This window comes from Pseudomonas sp. AC463, from assembly GCF_979253585.1.
In genome coordinates this window covers 42,990-59,503 of sequence record NZ_CEEDDZ010000017.1, presented here as the reverse complement: position 1 = coordinate 59,503, position 16,514 = coordinate 42,990, and the positions used below count along the sequence as shown (strand labels likewise).

19 protein-coding genes are annotated in these 16,514 nt (G+C 62.0%); 9 read left to right on the top strand and 10 right to left on the bottom strand.

Features of this window, described 5'->3' with window-relative positions:
- Positions 1–309, top strand: a complete 309-nt coding sequence (locus tag AC0IYH_RS21160) for an addiction module antidote protein (protein ID WP_471836043.1) — start codon at positions 1–3, stop codon at positions 307–309.
- Here AC0IYH_RS21160 and AC0IYH_RS21155 read toward each other — a convergent pair.
- Positions 302–1,492 (bottom strand): MFS transporter, encoded by a 1,191-nt coding sequence (locus AC0IYH_RS21155; RefSeq protein WP_471836041.1) that lies wholly within the window; start codon positions 1,490–1,492, stop codon positions 302–304. The genes AC0IYH_RS21160 and AC0IYH_RS21155 overlap by 8 nt on opposite strands.
- Positions 1,489–2,652 (bottom strand): MFS transporter, encoded by a 1,164-nt coding sequence (locus AC0IYH_RS21150; RefSeq protein WP_471836040.1) that lies wholly within the window; start codon positions 2,650–2,652, stop codon positions 1,489–1,491. The genes AC0IYH_RS21155 and AC0IYH_RS21150 overlap by 4 nt, the downstream gene beginning before the upstream one ends.
- Positions 2,653–2,747: 95 nt before the next feature.
- Here AC0IYH_RS21150 and AC0IYH_RS21145 point away from each other — a divergent pair, with 95 nt between their 5' ends.
- From AC0IYH_RS21145 to AC0IYH_RS21125, 5 genes are all read left to right on the top strand, one after another.
- Positions 2,748–3,641: a LysR family transcriptional regulator gene (locus AC0IYH_RS21145; RefSeq protein ID WP_122772889.1), complete on the top strand. Its 894-nt coding sequence runs from the start codon at positions 2,748–2,750 to the stop codon at positions 3,639–3,641.
- 168 nt (positions 3,642–3,809) lie between these two features.
- A complete protein-coding gene (locus AC0IYH_RS21140) occupies positions 3,810–3,992 on the top strand; it encodes a type II toxin-antitoxin system HicA family toxin (protein WP_012722731.1) in 183 nt (60 codons plus the stop codon).
- Positions 3,993–4,014: 22 nt separating this feature from the next.
- Positions 4,015–4,425, top strand: a complete 411-nt coding sequence (locus AC0IYH_RS21135) for a type II toxin-antitoxin system HicB family antitoxin (protein ID WP_116628257.1) — start codon at positions 4,015–4,017, stop codon at positions 4,423–4,425.
- A 90-nt stretch (positions 4,426–4,515) separates the two neighbouring features.
- Positions 4,516–5,016: a methylated-DNA--[protein]-cysteine S-methyltransferase gene (locus tag AC0IYH_RS21130; protein ID WP_471836039.1), complete on the top strand. Its 501-nt coding sequence runs from the start codon at positions 4,516–4,518 to the stop codon at positions 5,014–5,016.
- Between the two features lie 82 nt (positions 5,017–5,098).
- Positions 5,099–5,524 carry a low affinity iron permease family protein gene (locus AC0IYH_RS21125; RefSeq protein ID WP_116628259.1) on the top strand — a complete coding sequence of 142 codons (426 nt, stop codon included), beginning with the start codon at positions 5,099–5,101 and terminating at the stop codon, positions 5,522–5,524.
- A gap of 54 nt (positions 5,525–5,578) precedes the next feature.
- On the opposite strand, the gene AC0IYH_RS21120 is transcribed toward AC0IYH_RS21125, so the two are convergent.
- Both AC0IYH_RS21120 and AC0IYH_RS21115 read right to left on the bottom strand, forming a co-directional pair.
- Positions 5,579–6,106, bottom strand: coding sequence for a DUF4142 domain-containing protein (locus tag AC0IYH_RS21120; protein ID WP_016975135.1), 528 nt, complete (start codon positions 6,104–6,106; stop codon positions 5,579–5,581).
- 130 nt (positions 6,107–6,236) lie between these two features.
- On the bottom strand, positions 6,237–7,142 hold the full coding sequence (locus tag AC0IYH_RS21115; RefSeq protein ID WP_471836037.1) for a LysR family transcriptional regulator: 906 nt from the start codon (positions 7,140–7,142) through the stop codon (positions 6,237–6,239).
- Positions 7,143–7,219: 77 nt separating this feature from the next.
- Between AC0IYH_RS21115 and AC0IYH_RS21110 the strand changes: the two genes are divergently transcribed.
- Complete coding sequence (locus tag AC0IYH_RS21110) at positions 7,220–7,708, top strand: DMT family transporter (RefSeq protein WP_116628261.1); 489 nt, start codon at positions 7,220–7,222, stop codon at positions 7,706–7,708.
- On the opposite strand, the gene AC0IYH_RS21105 is transcribed toward AC0IYH_RS21110, so the two are convergent.
- The 5 genes from AC0IYH_RS21105 to AC0IYH_RS21085 form a co-directional block, all read right to left on the bottom strand.
- Positions 7,709–9,040, bottom strand: a complete 1,332-nt coding sequence (locus tag AC0IYH_RS21105) for an MFS transporter (RefSeq protein ID WP_122772884.1) — start codon at positions 9,038–9,040, stop codon at positions 7,709–7,711.
- Between the two features lie 60 nt (positions 9,041–9,100).
- Entirely contained in the window at positions 9,101–10,042 is a 942-nt protein-coding gene (locus AC0IYH_RS21100; RefSeq protein WP_471836034.1) for a hydroxymethylglutaryl-CoA lyase, read from the bottom strand.
- The gene (locus AC0IYH_RS21095) at positions 10,039–11,232 is read right to left on the bottom strand and encodes a CaiB/BaiF CoA transferase family protein (RefSeq protein ID WP_471836032.1); all 1,194 of its coding nucleotides are present in this window, start codon (positions 11,230–11,232) and stop codon (positions 10,039–10,041) included. The genes AC0IYH_RS21100 and AC0IYH_RS21095 overlap by 4 nt, the downstream gene beginning before the upstream one ends.
- Before the next feature lie 67 nt (positions 11,233–11,299).
- Positions 11,300–12,229 (bottom strand): LysR family transcriptional regulator, encoded by a 930-nt coding sequence (locus AC0IYH_RS21090; RefSeq protein WP_471836030.1) that lies wholly within the window; start codon positions 12,227–12,229, stop codon positions 11,300–11,302.
- A complete protein-coding gene (locus tag AC0IYH_RS21085; protein WP_122772880.1) occupies positions 12,229–12,903 on the bottom strand; it encodes an NAD(P)H-binding protein in 675 nt (224 codons plus the stop codon). The genes AC0IYH_RS21090 and AC0IYH_RS21085 overlap by 1 nt, the downstream gene beginning before the upstream one ends.
- Positions 12,904–12,998: 95 nt before the next feature.
- Between AC0IYH_RS21085 and AC0IYH_RS21080 the strand changes: the two genes are divergently transcribed.
- Entirely contained in the window at positions 12,999–14,192 is a 1,194-nt protein-coding gene (locus AC0IYH_RS21080; protein ID WP_471836028.1) for an MFS transporter, read from the top strand.
- Here the strand turns inward: AC0IYH_RS21080 and yiaY are convergent.
- Positions 14,159–15,307, bottom strand: coding sequence for an L-threonine dehydrogenase (gene yiaY, locus AC0IYH_RS21075; protein WP_471836026.1), 1,149 nt, complete (start codon positions 15,305–15,307; stop codon positions 14,159–14,161). The genes AC0IYH_RS21080 and yiaY overlap by 34 nt on opposite strands.
- A gap of 124 nt (positions 15,308–15,431) precedes the next feature.
- Between yiaY and AC0IYH_RS21070 the strand changes: the two genes are divergently transcribed.
- The gene (locus tag AC0IYH_RS21070) at positions 15,432–16,448 is read left to right on the top strand and encodes a DUF4917 family protein (RefSeq protein ID WP_122772877.1); all 1,017 of its coding nucleotides are present in this window, start codon (positions 15,432–15,434) and stop codon (positions 16,446–16,448) included.
- The last annotated feature ends 66 nt before the right edge of the window (positions 16,449–16,514 follow it).

Here is a 16,514-nt window from a genome sequence, read left to right as displayed (position 1 = left end):
ATGACTCAAACATTAACGACATTTGACATGGCCGAGTTGCTCGACAGTGACGAGGCCATCAGCGAATACCTCTCTCAGGTTTTGGCCGACGGCGACAATGAGGAATTTCTCCGGGCGCTCGGCTATGTGGCCAAAGCCCGCGGGATGACGAAGCTCGCCACCGATACGGGCATGGGGCGTGAAAGTCTTTACAAGGCATTTTCTCCGGGTGCGAAGCCTCGTTTTGAAACAGTGCTCAAGGTACTTCGCTCCCTCGGCATTGATCTATTTGCCCGGGCAGGTCATGTCGCGAACCAGTCAATTATTTAAGCGTGCAACTGCGCTCCACCACCCACGCCAACGGCAACGTCACCAACAACACCCCCGCCAACACCATCACCGCCACCGGCACGCCCAGCGCATCCCCCACCCCGCCAAACACCACCGGCGCCAGCGCCCCGCCGCCAATCGTGCCGGTGTAGAACAGCGCAAACGCCTGCTCCCGCTTGCCCGCGCCGGCCAGCTCCGGCACGGCGCCGTACAGCACGGATGAGGTGCCATTGAGCGCCAAACCCAACAGCGGCAGCATCACCATCAACCCGCTGAGCGGCAGGTAAACCGCCGCGACGATCAGCAGGGCGGTGCTGGTTTCGGTGATCCATACCGTTTTCATCATGCCGATGCGTGCACCCAGGTAGCCGCAGAGCAATTTGCCGAATGCTCCGCCGATAAACAGCAGGGTCAGGGCCAGGCCGATACCGGCGGTGCCCGCGCCTTTGGCTTGCAGCAGAAAGGGCAGAAAGGTGAGGAAGCCCATGCGCACGGCACTGTCGAGGGTGCCGGTGAGAATCAGCGCGCGCAGGCCGGTGGCGGAGCCGCTTCCACCGAGGGGCTTGGCCTTTTTTGTTAAAGCGGATTCGGATGATTGCGTAGGAATTAACCACCACAACAGCCCCGCCGCCGCCAGGCCGAGCAGCCCCAGCAGCGTGGCACTGGCCCGCCAACTGATCACGGTGAGCAGCAACCCGACCAGGCCGGGGATCAGGGTTTTGCCGATATCACCGGAGAAGTTGTACTGGGACAACGCCTGTTTGACCCGACCACCTTCCTCGTAAGCGTCGGTGATCATCGAGGACGCCAGCGGGTGCTGGGTGCTGGCACCCAAACCGCCGAGCAGCAGCGCCACCAGCAACAGGGTCAGCCCGGTCGCCTGGCCCACTAACAGGTAGGCAACACCGGCCAGCGCAGTACCGCCGACCAACAGGGGTGTACGCCCCCAACGCCGAGCAGCGCGGCTGGCCAGCAGTTGGAACACAGCCATCATCCCGGAATAGGCACCGCGTAAAAGGCCAATCTGGGCGTAGGACAAACCGAACTGAGCCTGCCAGATAGGCAGCAACACATAGATCACATCGGTGAGGCCATCGTGCACCGCATGGGCGCTGCAACCGGCGAACAAGGCGCGCCGGCGGGTGGGGGTTTCGGACGCGGGCACAGCGACAGTGTCGTTCATGGCGTAGGAACCAACTCAGGCTTGGGGGATTTCCAGCCGGTCAAGGCGATCAGCAGGGTCAGCAGTTGGAAACCGATAATCAGCGTCACGCACCCGGCCCAGCCCCAGCGCTCCCAGATCAGCGCCGGAGCGATGGCCCCGCAACTGCCGCCCAGGTAGTAGCAGGTGAGATACACCCCCACCGCACCGGTCTTGTTGTCGCCAGCGTTCAGCGTAGTGAAGGCATTGGCGGCCGCCTGAGCCAGGAACACGCCGGTAGAACTCAGCGCCAGACCGGCGACGATGCACCACAGGGACGGCAGCAGGGTCAGGGCCGAGCCGCTCACGCCGAGTACGGCGGCGATGGTCAGCAGCTCGGCATGGGGTCGGGCTTTGCTGAGTCGGCCGGCGATGGGAATCACGATCAAGGCCAGCAGGAACACCATGTAAAGCGTGCCCAAGGCTGCAGGCCCGAGGCTGAACGGCGGTAGGCCGAGGTACAAACCTGCGTAGGTAAACGCCGCAACCTGGGAAAACAGCACGCAAAAACCTACGGCGTACGCAGCCAACAGCGGTTTGCGGAAAATGCCCGAGGAAGGCGCTTTGATCTGCACCGCACGGGGTCGATTGGCCGGCAACAGAAACTGGATAAACCCGCCGACCATCAGGCTCAAGACCGCCAGCAGCTCAAAAGCTTCACGCCAGCCGACATACTCGGTCATCACCCCGGTGACGAAACGCCCGGCAAAACCGCCCAGCACGGTGCCCGCGACATACAGGCTGGTCACCTCGGTGACCGTGCCACCCTGCCAGCGATCGCCGATATAGGCCACGCTGGTGGCAAACACCACCGGTATCAACATGCCTTCAACGAACCGCCACACCAGCACTTCGGCAAAGCTTGCGGCATAGGCAGTCATCAGCGCCGGTACCGCCAGCAGCAACGCCGCCACGCAAATCACCCTCCGCTGCTCGAAACGCCCGGTAACGCGGCTGACAAAAGGCGCAGTGATCGCCACCGCCAGGGTGGTGACGGTGATGCTCCAGCCTGCGTCCTTGGCGCTGATCTGAAACTGCGCCGCAAACGTCTGCAGGATGCTCTGGGTGGCATAGAGGTTAAGAAACGCCGCGCAGCCACACAGGAACAGGGCAAGGCGGGCACAATGCAGGCGCAGTTTCATGAAACCTCTCGTCTTATTTTGAGAGGTCTTTATAGAATGGCCGGCGGGTCGCAAACCAATACCGATTTGCGACCGATCAATACCCAGGGACCAGGATGCTCGACCTACGCAAGCTGCGTTACTTTCTGACGGTCGCCGAAGAACTCCACTTTGGCCGCGCCGCCCTGCGCCTGCATCTGGCCCAGCCCCCCTTGACCCGGCAAATTTCCGCGCTGGAGGCGGAGTTGGGTTTCAAGCTGTTCGATCGCACCAGCCGCACCGTGACTCTCACCACCCAGGGCCGCGCGTTTTTGCCCTACGCCCGTGGGGTGCTGGAGCAGGTGGAACTGGCGCAAGTGATCGCCGGTAAACTGGCCGCCGGAACCGCTGGGCAACTGGCATTGGGGTACGTCAGCTCGATCGCCCTGTCGGACCTGTTCAGCCAGGCGATCCAGGCCTTCTCCCAGCGTTTTCCCGATGTGCAATTGACCCTGGTGGAATGCGCCTCCGGCAGCCTCGGTGCGCAGGTCGCCGATGGGCGTCTGGATATCGGTTTGAGCCGGCTGCTGCCGCAAAACGACGAGGTGCAAGCCTTGTCGCTGGGTGAGGAGCAACTGGTGGCGGCCGTGTCCAGCGACAGCCCGCTGGCCTGTCAGGCGCAGGTCAGCCTGGCGCAGTTGGGCGCCTATCCGTTGATCCTGTTTCCGGCTGATTATGGTTCGGGGCTGAACCAGTCCATCGAGCAGCTGTACCGCCGACACGGCGTACCCTTGCGCGCGGGGCCGACCGGTCGACAGATCACCTCGATCATCGCACTGGTGGCGGCCGGGCAAGGCGTGGCGCTGGTGCCGGCGTGCACCCGTAGCCTGATGAACAAAGGCGTCACGTACCGGCCCTTGGTGGAAGTAGATGCGTGCGCGCAGTTGTTAGTGCTGACCCCGGCGCAAAGGCGCAGTGTGCTGGTTGACGCTTTTCTCGCCGTTATTGGCGACGCACTACACACTCGCTAACGTATTCGCAAAACCTCGCAATACCTCTTCCGGGCAGCGTTCCTGCGCAGTCATACACTCCATTTACCGTCTACCGAAACACCGGTCATCGACCGTCGGTAGGTAGAGTGTTGATAATTTAATTTCAGTAGTTATAGTCTCCACCAACACACACCACAAGGAGGTGATGTGGATAGCCGATATCTGATTGGTCATATCGTCGCGGACGGCTGGTACCTGGCCCGCATCAGGGGCAGCCACCACCATTTCAAGCACCCGACAAAACCGGGGCTGGTGACGATTCCCCATCCCAAGAAGGACCTGTTGGACAAGACCGCCAAGAGCATTCTGAAACAGGCTCTGCTGAGTTAACCGTCCGTGGAGGACAACGAACATGCTGTACCCCATCGCAATTTCAACCGGCGACGAAAACCATGCCTGGGGCGTGGAAGTCCCGGATATTCCTGGCTGCTACTCGGCGGGTGACGACCTGGATGACGCCATGGCCATGGCCCGTGAGGCCATCGAAGGGCACTTCGAGATTCTCGCGGAAGACGGCGCGCCGATTCCCAGCGCGCAGAAAGTCACCGTGCATGCAGCCAACCCACAGTACGCCGGCTGCACGTGGGCGGTAGTCGACATCGATGTGACCAAATACCTGGGCAAGGCGCAGAAACTCAACATCACTTTGCCGGGCTATCTGCTCAATCGTATTGATGAATATGTGCTGCACCATCCCGAGGAAAAAAGCCGCTCGGGTTTCCTCGCGTCGGCAGCGCTGAAGGTGCTGCAAAAAGAGCATTGATCATCTCGAATTCAACCGCAAGAAACGAAGTTTTCAGTGGTGCGGGCTGCCGTAGAGTGCAACAACACCCGCCCATCCAGGAGCCCGCTCATGCCCTACGAATACACACTCATGCCCTCCCCGGTCGGTGTGCTCACCCTGGTGGCGCGCAATGGCAAGCTTGGCGCCATTCTGTGGGAAACCGAACGGGCCAACCGTGTGCGCCTGGGTGAGTTGATCGAGAGCAACCACAGCCCGGTGCTGCTGGAAACCGAACGCCAGTTGCGCGAGTACTTCGACGGCACGCGCAAACAGTTCGAACTGGAACTGGACTTCGCCGGCACCGACTTCCAGAAGCGGGTCTGGCAGGCACTCCTCACCATCCCCTTTGGCGAAACCCGCAGTTACAGCCAGATCGCCCACCAGATCGACAACCCCAAAGCCGTGCGGGCGGTGGGCGCGGCGAACGGGCGTAACCCCATCTCGATCATTGCGCCGTGCCATCGCGTGATTGGCGCGTCGGGCGGTCTGACCGGGTTTGCCGGCGGGCTGGCAGCCAAGCAGTATTTGCTGGCGCTGGAAGGCCCGGACCAGGCCGAATTGAGGTTTTAGAAAACGAGCCAATTGTAAAAAGAAATTTCAGCACGCCGCTGCGGTCCATCATTTCATCACCCACCCATTTAGGAAAACGGTCATGAAATTCTCCGCAATCTCGCAATCCCTGTCGCGCTGGGCAGGCAGCCCCCGCACCTTCTACGCAGCGGTGGCGTTGATCCTGGCGTGGAGCCTGAGCGGGCCGTATTTCCACTACAACGACACCTGGCAACTGATCATCAACACTTCGACCACCATCATCACCTTCCTGATGGTGTTCCTGATCCAGAACACGCAAAACCGCGACAACGACATTCTGCATATCAAGATCGATGAGCTGCTGCGCGTCTCCAAGGATGCGCAGAATGCCGTGTTGAGCCTCGACGGCCTGGACCGCAAAGAACTGGAAAAACTGCGTCAGGAATATCGCAGCATCGGTAAAACCGGCACCGTCAGCCTCAACAGCAGCTGCGGCGCGGCGGCCGACGATGCGGCGCAGATCAAGACGGACCTGAATCAGGCATAAAAAAACGGCGGTTGGAGATAATCCAACCGCCGTTTTATCGATCAAGTAACGGACTCAACCGTCGCCTTGATGGCCTTTACCGTAGGTCGATGCCAAGGCACGGGCTTTTTGCAGACGCTCTTCCAGCTTGGGCAGCGTCTCATCCACCAGCGCTTTTATTTCCGGCACATCCGACGCGGCGCCTTCCTGTTTGAACAGGGCGATGGCGTCTTCGTTTTCCTTGACCTGCTGCGCGGTGTAGGCGGCGTCGAACGAGTCGCCGTCCTTGAGTTCGGGCATCAGGGTTTCGGCCTTGTCGACGATCTTCTCGCGCGGCGCCACAGGCAGGTCAAGCTTCTTGGCGATGGCTGCCAGGTGCTGGTTAGCCAGGGTGCGCTCGTTGATCACCTCGATGGTGTAGTCCTTGATTTCCTGGGACGAGGTCTTGGCGTGGGCCATGCGACTGGTTTCGATATCGGCCATGCCTTTGGCCGAGGCCTGCTCGATGAATTCAGCCGGCGACTGGGCGAAAGCATTGCTGGCGCCGAGGCCCAGCAGCATCGCGAAACTGGCGGTGCGTAACCGGATAGCCATGCGGCTCATGATGGGTTCCTCCAGGACAAAAATAAATGCGGGGACTACACCCCGCCCTGAATTCGAATTTCATGGGCGGCAAAGGTTTAGAAAAAACTCGCCAGTGCGACGAACGGTCGTCGATGAAGCCACGACGAAGCTACTTCAAAAGACCCTGCACCTGCCCTATCAACCACTGCAAACCCGAATCCCCACCCCGCCGCGCATGCCAGGCCAGCTCGAAGGCAAACGAGGGGATATGGAAAGGCGGCGGCAGAGCCAGCAGATGTGTAGGGTCGATCGCCAACAGGCCCCGGGACGACACCGTCAGAATCAGGTCGGTGCCCTGGATCAACTGCGGTGCCACGCCCCAGTGCGGCAGGCTGATTGCAACGTGCCTGCGCTCGCGGATCGCGGTCAGCGCCCGCTCGATTTCCGGGGTTCCGCTGCCGCGCATTTCCAGCAGTACATGTGGCCGCGACAAGTACGTGGGCAGGTCCAGCAAGCCGCTGTCCGGCAGGCTGCTGCGGTCCACCAGGCAGGTGTAGTGTTCTTCGAATAATGGTGTAGTCCGCAGTTCGGCCGGCATGTCAGGGAAGACTCCGGCCGCCAGGTCGAGGTCGCCATTAAGTACGCCATCTACCATGCCTTCGCGGCTGGCCTGGATGATCTGCAGGTCGATGCCGGGTGCCTCACGGCGCAACGTGCGCACCAGATCCGGCAGGAATATTGCCGCGCTGTAGTCCGACATCGCCACGCGAAACCTGCGTTTGGCCGAGGCCGGGTCGAACTGATTCGGCGCCAGCAGCGCCTGCACCTGGGCCAGCGCCTCAGCCAATGGCGCCGCCAGCTCCAGGGCGCGGGCGGTCGGCACCAGCGAGCCGCCCTGGCGCACCAGCAGCGGGTCACCCAGCAAATCCCTTAAACGCGCCAGCGCATGGCTGACCGCCGGCTGGCTAAGGTGCAAACGCTCGGCCGCGCGGGTGACATGTTGCTCGCTGAGCAAAGCGTCGAGGATCACCAGCAGGTTGAGGTCGATGCGGCGCAGATCATTCATCAGCTGCATGCTCGGCATAAGAACTTGGAATTTAAATTTGCGCGACGAATAGCCTAGAGTCCAGCAAAACCTCTGGGAGATTCAAAATGACGACGTTGCATTGGGCAGGACTGTTGGCGTTGGCCGTGTTCGCTGGCGCGGTGGTGCCGTTTCAAAGTGCAATCAATGCCAACCTCGGGCGCGGGCTCGGCCACCCGTTATGGGCCACATTGGCGTCGCTGCTGGTGAGCATCATCGTGCTGCTGCCGGTGATCATCGCGCTTCGTTTGCCGCTGCCGAGTCTGGCCTTTATCAGCAAGGCGCCGTTGTGGATGTGGGCCGGTGGCGCATTCGGTGTGTGTTTTATTTCCCTGGCGTTGATGCTGCTGCCCAAGCTGGGCGCGTCGGGGTTTATTGCCCTGGCCATGGCCGGGCAGATTCTGGCTTCGCTTTTGCTCGACCACTTTGGGCTGTTCGGTCTGGCGCAGCGCCAACTGACAACGCCCCGGGTGCTGGGGGCGTTGTTGTTGATCGGCGGCGTGGCGTTGATTCAGTTCAGCGCCACGCCGACCCGGGCACTGGCTACCGCAGGCTGATCAGCCCTTGTCCAGCGTGCGTAACTTTTGCGGAAGGCCCCACAGCAGCAGCGCGGCAGCCAATAGCGCGCACACGCCAATCACATACAGCGCCGGGGTGGTGCTGCCGGTCAGGTCCTTGATCCGCCCCACCATCACCGGGCTGACAATGCCGCCAAACTGGCCGAGGGTATTGATCACTGCAATCCCGCCTGCCGCGCCAGCACCGGCGCCGGCCAATAGCTTGGGTGGCAAGGTCCAGAAGGTCGGGATCGAGGCGATGATGCCCGCGCCCAACATGCCCAGCGCGATAATCAGGAAAGTGGTGTGGTCGGCAAAAATCCCGGCGCTGAAGAAGCCCACCGCACCCAGCACCACCAGGCCGCAGACAAACTTGCGACGCTCGCCGGTGGCATCCGACAGACGCCCGATCACGACCATGCTGATCGCGCCGCACACATAAGGAATTGCCGTGAGCAAACCAATCATCACCGGGCTTTGGGTGCCAGCGCTGCGGATCAGTTGCGGCGCCCAGAAGTTGAGGCCGTAGGACGCCACCTGGATCAGGAAATAGATAAACCCGAGCATCAAAAAGCCAGGAATACGAATCGCCGACAGCAGCGAGCCACCGTGCTGGTTCGGCTCATGCTTGGCGATACGGCTGGACAGCAAGGCCTTTTCCGCCGCCGTCAGCCAATGGGCGTCTTCAATGCGGTCCTTGAGCAAGGTCAGCACCAGGAAACCCAGGCCGATGCACGGCAAGCCGCCGAGCAGAAACAGCCAGTGCCAGCCGCGCATCTGCAGCACGCCGTCTAGATGCTCCAACACCAGGCCGGAGAACGGTGCGCCAACCAGACCGGCGAAGGCCGACGCCAAAAACAGCATCGAGGTGATGCGCCCACGGAAGTGCTGCGGGAACCACAGCGTCAGGTAATACAGCACGCCCGGCGCGAAACCCGCCTCCATCGCGCCGATGATGAAGCGCAGGCCATAGAACTGCCATTCGGCGGTGACAAACACCATGGCCGCCGTGGCCAGGCCCCACGACATCATGATCCGCGCGATCCAGCGCCGCGCGCCGACCTTGTAGAGCATCATGTTGCTTGGCACTTCGAAAATCACATAGCCCACCACAAACAAGCCGGCGCCCAGGCCGTAGGCGGTATCGCTCAGGCTCAGGTCGGCTTGCAGCTGAAACTTGGCAAAGCTGATGTTGATGCGGTCAAAAAACGCGAACAGGTAGCACACCATGATCAGCGGCATCAGGCGCCAGGCGACCTTGCTGACCAGGGCTTTTTCGGCATCGATTTCAGCGGCCGGGCGCGCGCCGGCCTCTAACGTATTAGTGCTCATGGGTTTCTCTCCAGCGGGCTGCTCACAGGCGCCCGATTGTTTTTGTTGTCTGGTGCGGCGTTACAGCGTGGCGATGTACGCCGGTGGCGGATGCAGATCGCAGTTGCGCCCGGCCTTGGCCACCTGGCCGGGCAGTTCGTGCCCGAGCAGGTCGGGCAAGCGACGGGACATTTTCAGCAGGTGCGGCAGGTCGATCCCGGTGGGAATCCCGACCTCTTCACACAGGTTGACCAGATCTTCGGTGCAGATATTGCCCGACGCCCCCGGCGCAAACGGGCAACCGCCGAGGCCACCGAGCGCCGCATCAAAGCGACGGGCACCGGCTTCATAGGCGGCCAGCACATTGCACAACCCCAGGCCGCGGGTGTTGTGAAAATGCAGGGTCAGGTCGCTCGCAGGCACACGCTGCAACACACGCTTGACCAGGCGTTCCACCTGGCGCGGGTTGGCCATGCCGGTGGTGTCGGCCAGGCTGATGCCCGGGATGCCCAACTCCAGATAAGCGTCGACAATTTGCAGCACGCGGTCTTCATCGATCTTGCCTTCGAACGGGCAACCAAAGGTGGTGGCGATGCTCGCATTGAGGCGCACCGGGTGCTCGCTGGCATAGCTCACGATGTCGCCGAATGCCGCCAGCGATGCCTCGCAGCGCATGCGCATATTCGCCAGGTTGTGGGTCTGGCTGGCCGACATCACCAGGTTCAGTTCATCCGCTCCAGACTCGATGGCGCGCTGGGCGCCCCTGAGGTTGGGGATCAGCGCCACATAGATCACCCCGGGTTTGCGCTGGATGCCCTGGAACACCTGCTCGCCATCACGCAACGCGGGGATGGCTTTGGGCGACACGAATGAACCAGCTTCGATGCGCGAAAAACCCGCCAGGGACAGCTGGTTAATCAGCGCGATCTTGTCGGCGGTCTCGACCCAGGTCGGTTCGATTTGCAGGCCATCGCGCGGGGACACTTCCTGCACGATCAGCGGGTCTGAATAGTCAGTAATCATTGCACCACTCCCGAGGTTTTCAGGCGTTGGATATCGGCAACCGTCAGGCCCAGGCTGCCAAGGATGTCATCCGTATGCTGGCCCAGTGTGGGACCTTGCCAGTTCACAGCGCCGGGGGTTTCCGACAGCTTGGGCACGATGCCAGGCATCTTCACCGACACACCGCCCGGCAGCTCGGCGTTGAGCAACATCTCGCGCGCTTGGTAATGCGGGTCGCTGACGATATCGGCCACCGAGTAGATGCGCCCGGCCGGCACTTCGGCGGCTTCGAGAGCGCTGAGTACCTGGTCGATGGGCAGGCTGCTGGTCCAGTGGGTGATCGCCGCATCCAGCAGACCACTCTTCGCCGCGCGGCCATCGTTGTGGGCAAACTCGGGCGCTTCGGCCAGGTCGCCGCGGCCGATGGTGGTCATCAGGCGCTTGTAGATCGGGTCGCTGTTGCCGGCAATCACCACATAGGCGCCATCGGCGGTCAGGTAGGTATTGGACGGTGCGATACCCGGCAAGGCGCCGCCGCTGCGTTCACGCACATGGCCGAGCATGTCGTATTCGGGCACCAGGCTTTCCATCAGGTTGAACACGCTTTCGGCCAGGGACACGTCGACAATCTGCCCGTCGCCCTGCCCGGTCTTGACCCGCAGCAATGACATCAGCGCGCCGATCACGCCGTGCAACGACGCCAGGGAATCACCGAGACTCACACCGACCCGCGCCGGCGGCGAGTCCGGGTTGCCGGTGGTGTAGCGGATGCCGCCCATGGCCTCGCCGATGGCACCGAAGCCTGGGCGGTCGCGGTAGGGGCCGGTCTGGCCGTAGCCGGAAATACGCACCAGGGTCAGCTTGGGGTTGAGGGCGTGCAGCACGTCCCAGCCCAGGCCGAGTTTTTCCAGGCCGCCGGGGCGCAGGTTTTCGATCAAAACGTCGGCGTCGCCGAGCAGCTGTTTGATCAGGCTCAGGCCCTCGGCGGACTTGAGGTCCAGGGCCAGGGATTTCTTGTTACGCGATTGCAGGTACCACCACAACGACGTGCCTTCGTGCAGCTTTCGCCATTTGCGAAGTGGATCGCCCTGCCCCATGGCCTCGATCTTGATCACCTCGGCGCCGAACTCGCCCATCAGCCGCGCGGCAAACGGCGCGGCGATCAGCGTGCCGATCTCGATCACCTTGATACCGCTCAGGGGAGCCGTCATGGGGTGTACCTCTTATTCTTGGAATGTGGACCAAGGCTAGAGGACAGCGGCAGGAGAAATCCAACCGTCAGTTGGCAAGGCGCGTTCGCGATACGCGAACGCTCAGATAATCAAACAATAACCGGCTCACCGGCGACAGCTGCGCCTCATCGCGTACCACCAGGATCAGGCTGCGGTCCGACCACGCATCCGTCAACGGCACGGCGTGCAAGCCCAAGGCACGGCCAAACAGTTCATAAGCCTTATGCGGCAGGATGCCGATGCCCATATTGGCCTGGACCATGCGGCACATCGCATCAAAGCCCGGCACATGGATGCGCAGGCGCAGCATCTTGCCGGCCTCACGCGCGGCGGCGTGGGTGCGCATATTGATCGAGCTGGCGGCGTGCAGGCCGACGTAATCGCTGTCCAGGGTTTCGCTGAAGGCCAGGGATTCACGCGTCGCCAACGGGTGATCCGCCGGCATCAGCACCACCAGCTTGTCATGGCGATAGGTCACGCTGGGCAGGCCTTTGGTGTCGGTGTCGCTGGAGCAGATGCCCAGGTCGGCCACCCCGTCCAATACGCCTTGCACCACGCCAAAGCTGGGGCGTTCCTCCAGGTCGGTTTTCACTTGCGGATGGAGCTCGGAAAAATCCCGCAGGTCTTCCGGAAGAAACTGAATGATCGCCGAGAGGTTGGCCAGCATCCGCACATAACCGCGCACGCCGTGGCTGTGTTCGCCCAGCTCCAGGCCCATTTTCTCGACGTTGAACAGCATCTGCCGCGCATGGTGCAGCAGGGTTTCACCGGCCGCCGTCAGCTGCATGCCCTTGGCTCGGCGCACGAACAGGCTCACGCCCAGCACCTGCTCCAACTCCATCAAACGCTTGCTGGCCGCCGACACGGCGATGGCTTCGCGGGCGGCGGCGCGGGTCAGGGTGCCTTCCTCAAACACCGCCACGAACAATTGCAAGGTGATCAGATCCAGGCGCCGCACCAGACTCTTGTGCAACATCAGCGGCGCTCGCTGGCCAGGCGATTGATTTCGGCCTGCTCCACCACCGGCTGCGGCGCGCCGTGGCTCACCGCCTGCAACATCGCCCGGCCGACGGTTTCGGTGCTCACCACCCAGCTCGGTTTTACCCGCCGCAAAAACGACAGCAATGGCCCCAGCACGGAATAGAAGGCCTGGTACAACGGCGTCTTCGAACGCACCCCGTGCAACGGCTGGATCACCCCCGGCCGAAACAGATACACCGCCTTGAACGGCAGGCGCAGCAAGGCATTCTCGGTCTTGCCCTTGACCCGCGCCCACATCGACTTGCCCGCCTCGGAGCTGTCGGTGCCAGCACCGGACACATAGATAAACGTCATCTGCGGATTGAGCCGCGCCAAGGTGCTGGCGGCCACAAGGGTGAGGTCATAAGTGAGGTGGGTGTACTTGGTCTCATTCATACCCGCCGACGAAACGCCAAGGCAGAAGAAACACGCATCAAAGCCTTGCAGCAGGTTTTCCAACGGCTGGAAATCCAGCATGTCGCCGTGCAACACCTGGTGCAGCTTGCCGTGTTCCTGGGTCAACGGCGTGCGGCCGACGGCGACCACTTCCTGCACGTCAGCGGCCAGCAGGCACTCACGTAGAACACCCTGGCCGACCATGCCGGTGGCACCGAATAACAGAACTCTCATGGGGTGGGTTCCTTGGTTACAAACGATAAGCGGCAGGTTAGAGACAAACACATTATCAGCTTGTAGCTTACCGCTGAAAAAGGATAAGCCCGCCCTTGAAAAATACCACCACCCTCACCCTCACCCTCGCCTGTTGCGCAGCCTTCCTCGCCCAGGTCGGTATCAGCAGCTACTTGCCGGCCGTCCCGGCTATCGCCCAGGCATTGCCCGCCGCTGAAGATCACGTCGCGCTGGCGCTGGCGGTTTATCTGGTGGGCATGGCGCTGCCGATGTTGCTGTGGGGCAGCCTCGGCGAACGGCTGGGTAGAAAGCCGGTGTTGCTGGCGGCCCTCGCGCTTTATGCGTTGGCGAGTGCAGCGATTCCGTCGGCGTTCAATGTGGAATCGTTTCTCGCGTTGCGGCTGACCCAGGGCCTGGGCGCGGGTGGCGTTTCGGTGATGGCGCGAGTATTGGTGCGCGATAGTTTCAGTGGCGCGTTGTTGGCCAAGGGCCTGTCGTGGTTGGGCATGACCTTTGTGATCGCCCTGGGTATCGGCCAGTTTGCCGGTTCGATGGTGCAACTGGCGTTTGGCTGGGAGGCGATCTTCTATACGCTTGCCATCGGCGCAGTCGCGTTGATGCTGGTATTGCAACGGGTGACGTTTCCTGCCTTGGTGAAGAGCGATTCTTCGCTTGCGGCCCGGCGCATTTACGCCACGATTCTGCGCCACCCGCCCTTCCTGCACGCAGCATTGGCCGGCGGGTTGGGCTATGGGGTGATCATTGCGTTTAACACCTGTGCGCCATTGATACTGCAGGGGCGTTTCGAATGGAGTGCGACGCAGTATGGCTGGTTGGGGTGGCCGATCAGCGCGGCGTATATGGCGGGGGCGTTGATGGTCAACCGGTTCGTTGCGCGCATGGGCCGCTTGACGATGATGAGTTGGGGCGTGGCCCTGGTGTTGCTCGGCAGCGCCGTGATGCTGCTGGGCAGTGTGCTTGCCAGTGGGCTCGCGGTGCTGCTGTGGCTGCCGTATTGCCTGGCAGTGTTGGGGCAGTCGATGAGTTACCCGATCAGTTTGTCCCTGGCCAATGATGAGTCACCGGTCAGCGGTTCCTACGCCATGGCTTTGAGCGGGTTTATGCATCAACTGATGGCGGCCGTCATTGGCGGTGTGGCAAGCCTGCTGGTAAGCCAGCAGGCCTGGCCATTGGCGCTGTTGTGTGTGGCATTGGCAGGCGGCGCGTTCGTGTGCGTCGCCCTGTGCAGGACGAATCAAAACGCGCTGCGAAAAATCTCCTCAATCTGACGCTGATCCGCGCGCCGTGGATTGGTCAGCCCACACGCGTCCTTCAGCGCGTTGGTCGCCAGCAGCGGAATATCCTGCAATTTGGCGCCCAACTCGCGCAGGCCGGCGGGGATTTCCACGTCGTGGGCCAGGGTACGGATCGCAGCAATGGCGGCCTGGGCGCCCTCTTCTTCGGTGATGCCCTTGATGTCGGCGCCCATTGCGCGGCCCACGTCGGTCAGGCGCTTGGCGCTTACGCTGGCGTTGAAGCTTTGCACGTGGGGCAGCAATACGGCGTTGCACACGCCGTGGGGCAGGTCATACAGGCCGCCCAACTGGTGGGCCATGGCGTGCACGAAACCCAGGGACGCGTTGTTGAAGGCCATGCCGGCGAGGAATTGTGCATACGCCATGTTTTCCCGTGCGGCCTTGTCGCTGCCGTCGCGCACGGCCAGGCGCAGGTTGGCGCTGATAAGCTCGATGGCCTTGATCGCACAAGCGTCGGTGATCGGCGTGGCGGCGGTGGACACGTAGGCTTCGATGGCGTGGGTCAGCGCGTCCATACCGGTGGCGGCGGTGAGGCCCTTGGGCATGCCGACCATCAGCGCCGGGTCGTTGACCGACAGCAACGGCGTGACGTTGCGGTCGACGATGGCCATTTTCACGTGGCGGGTTTCGTCGGTGATGATGCAAAAGCGCGTCATCTCGCTGGCGGTGCCGGCGGTGGTGTTGATCGCCACCAACGGCAGTTGCGGCTTGGCCGATTGGTCGACGCCTTCGTAATCGCCGATATGCCCGCCGTTGGTGGCGCACAGGGCGATGCCCTTGGCGCAGTCATGGGGCGAGCCGCCGCCCAGGGACACGACAAAATCGCAGGCGCTCGCTTGCAGCAGCGCCAGGCCTTTCTCGACGTTGTCCACATTCGGGTTCGGCTTGGCGCCGTCGTAGATCACCGAGTCGATGTCCTGCATCGCCAGCTTCTCGGCGATCATGCTGGCCACGCCCGCCTTGGCCAGGCCGGCGTCGGTGACGATCAGCGCCTTGCGAAAGCCGTAGTTGCGGATGGCAATCATGGCTTCGTCGAGGCAGTCGGTGCCCATGATGTTGACGGCGGGAATGAAGAAGGTGCTGCTCATGGCGAATCCTCGGATGACGTGTATGCCTACAGCATCGACCTCACCTGCCTGCGGCATCTTGACCAGGATCAACGCCGGCTCGTGATAAAGTCACCGTCCAGCCGATTTCGAGTAGCTCGCCGCAATGAAGGATTTCCACGATATTGACGCCCACCTTGAAGACTGGAGCGCCCTGCGCAGCAGCACGGCCTTCAGTGGGATTCTGATCGGCAATGGCGCAAGCCGTACGATTTGGGAAGACTTTGCCTACGACTCTCTGTTCGAAAACGCACGCACCGTCGAAGAAAAGCCCCTCAGCCCATCCGAACTCAGCGTGTTCGATGCCCTGCAAACCCGCAGTTTCGAGCAGGCCCTGGGCGCGTTGAAAACCACCAGCCGGGTCAACAAGGCCCTGGCCGTCAGCTCAGCCGCGCCGCGTAACCGCTACTACGCGATCAAGGAAGCGCTGATCAACACCATCCACGCCGTGCACATTCCGTGGCGCCTGGTGCAGCCGTCGACGCTGGCGACGATCAACACCGAGCTGAAACACTACGCGACGGTGTTCACCAGCAACTACGACCTGCTCAACTACTGGGCGATCCTGCACGCGCCGGGCATCGACGACCTGTTCAACAGCGCCGACTCAAGCTTCGACCTGCGCCACACACGCACCGACGCCACGCGCATCCTCTACCTGCACGGCGGCCTGCACCTGGTGCGTAACCTCGACGGCACCGCGCGCAAACTGCCGACCACCGAGAGCACCTTGCTCAGCAGCTTTGCGATCAACAACACGATCAAGACCCTGGACGATGTGCCGCTGTTTGTCAGCGAAGGCAAGGTGGAAGAGAAGCTCAAGACCATCCGCAGCTCGGATTACCTGTCGTTTTGCTACGAGCAGTTGCTGACGCACGAAGGCGCGCTGTGCCTGTTTGGTCACGACCTGGGGCCGCAGGATAAACACCTGGTCGACGCGCTGCGCCAGGCCAGGCTGACCACGCTGGCGATTTCGGTGTCGGGGCGCAGCGATGGGTTTATCCGCCAGCAGAAGCGCCGGTATTCGGAGTTGTTTGATGGCGCTGGTGTAGAACTCAAGTTCTTCGCGGCGCGTACACATCCGTTGGGCAATGCTGCGCTGTCGGTGCCGGTCGAACGCTGATCGCCTGAACAATGGAGATCAACTGTGGGAGGGGGCTTGCCCCCGATAGCGGTATGTCAGTCACAA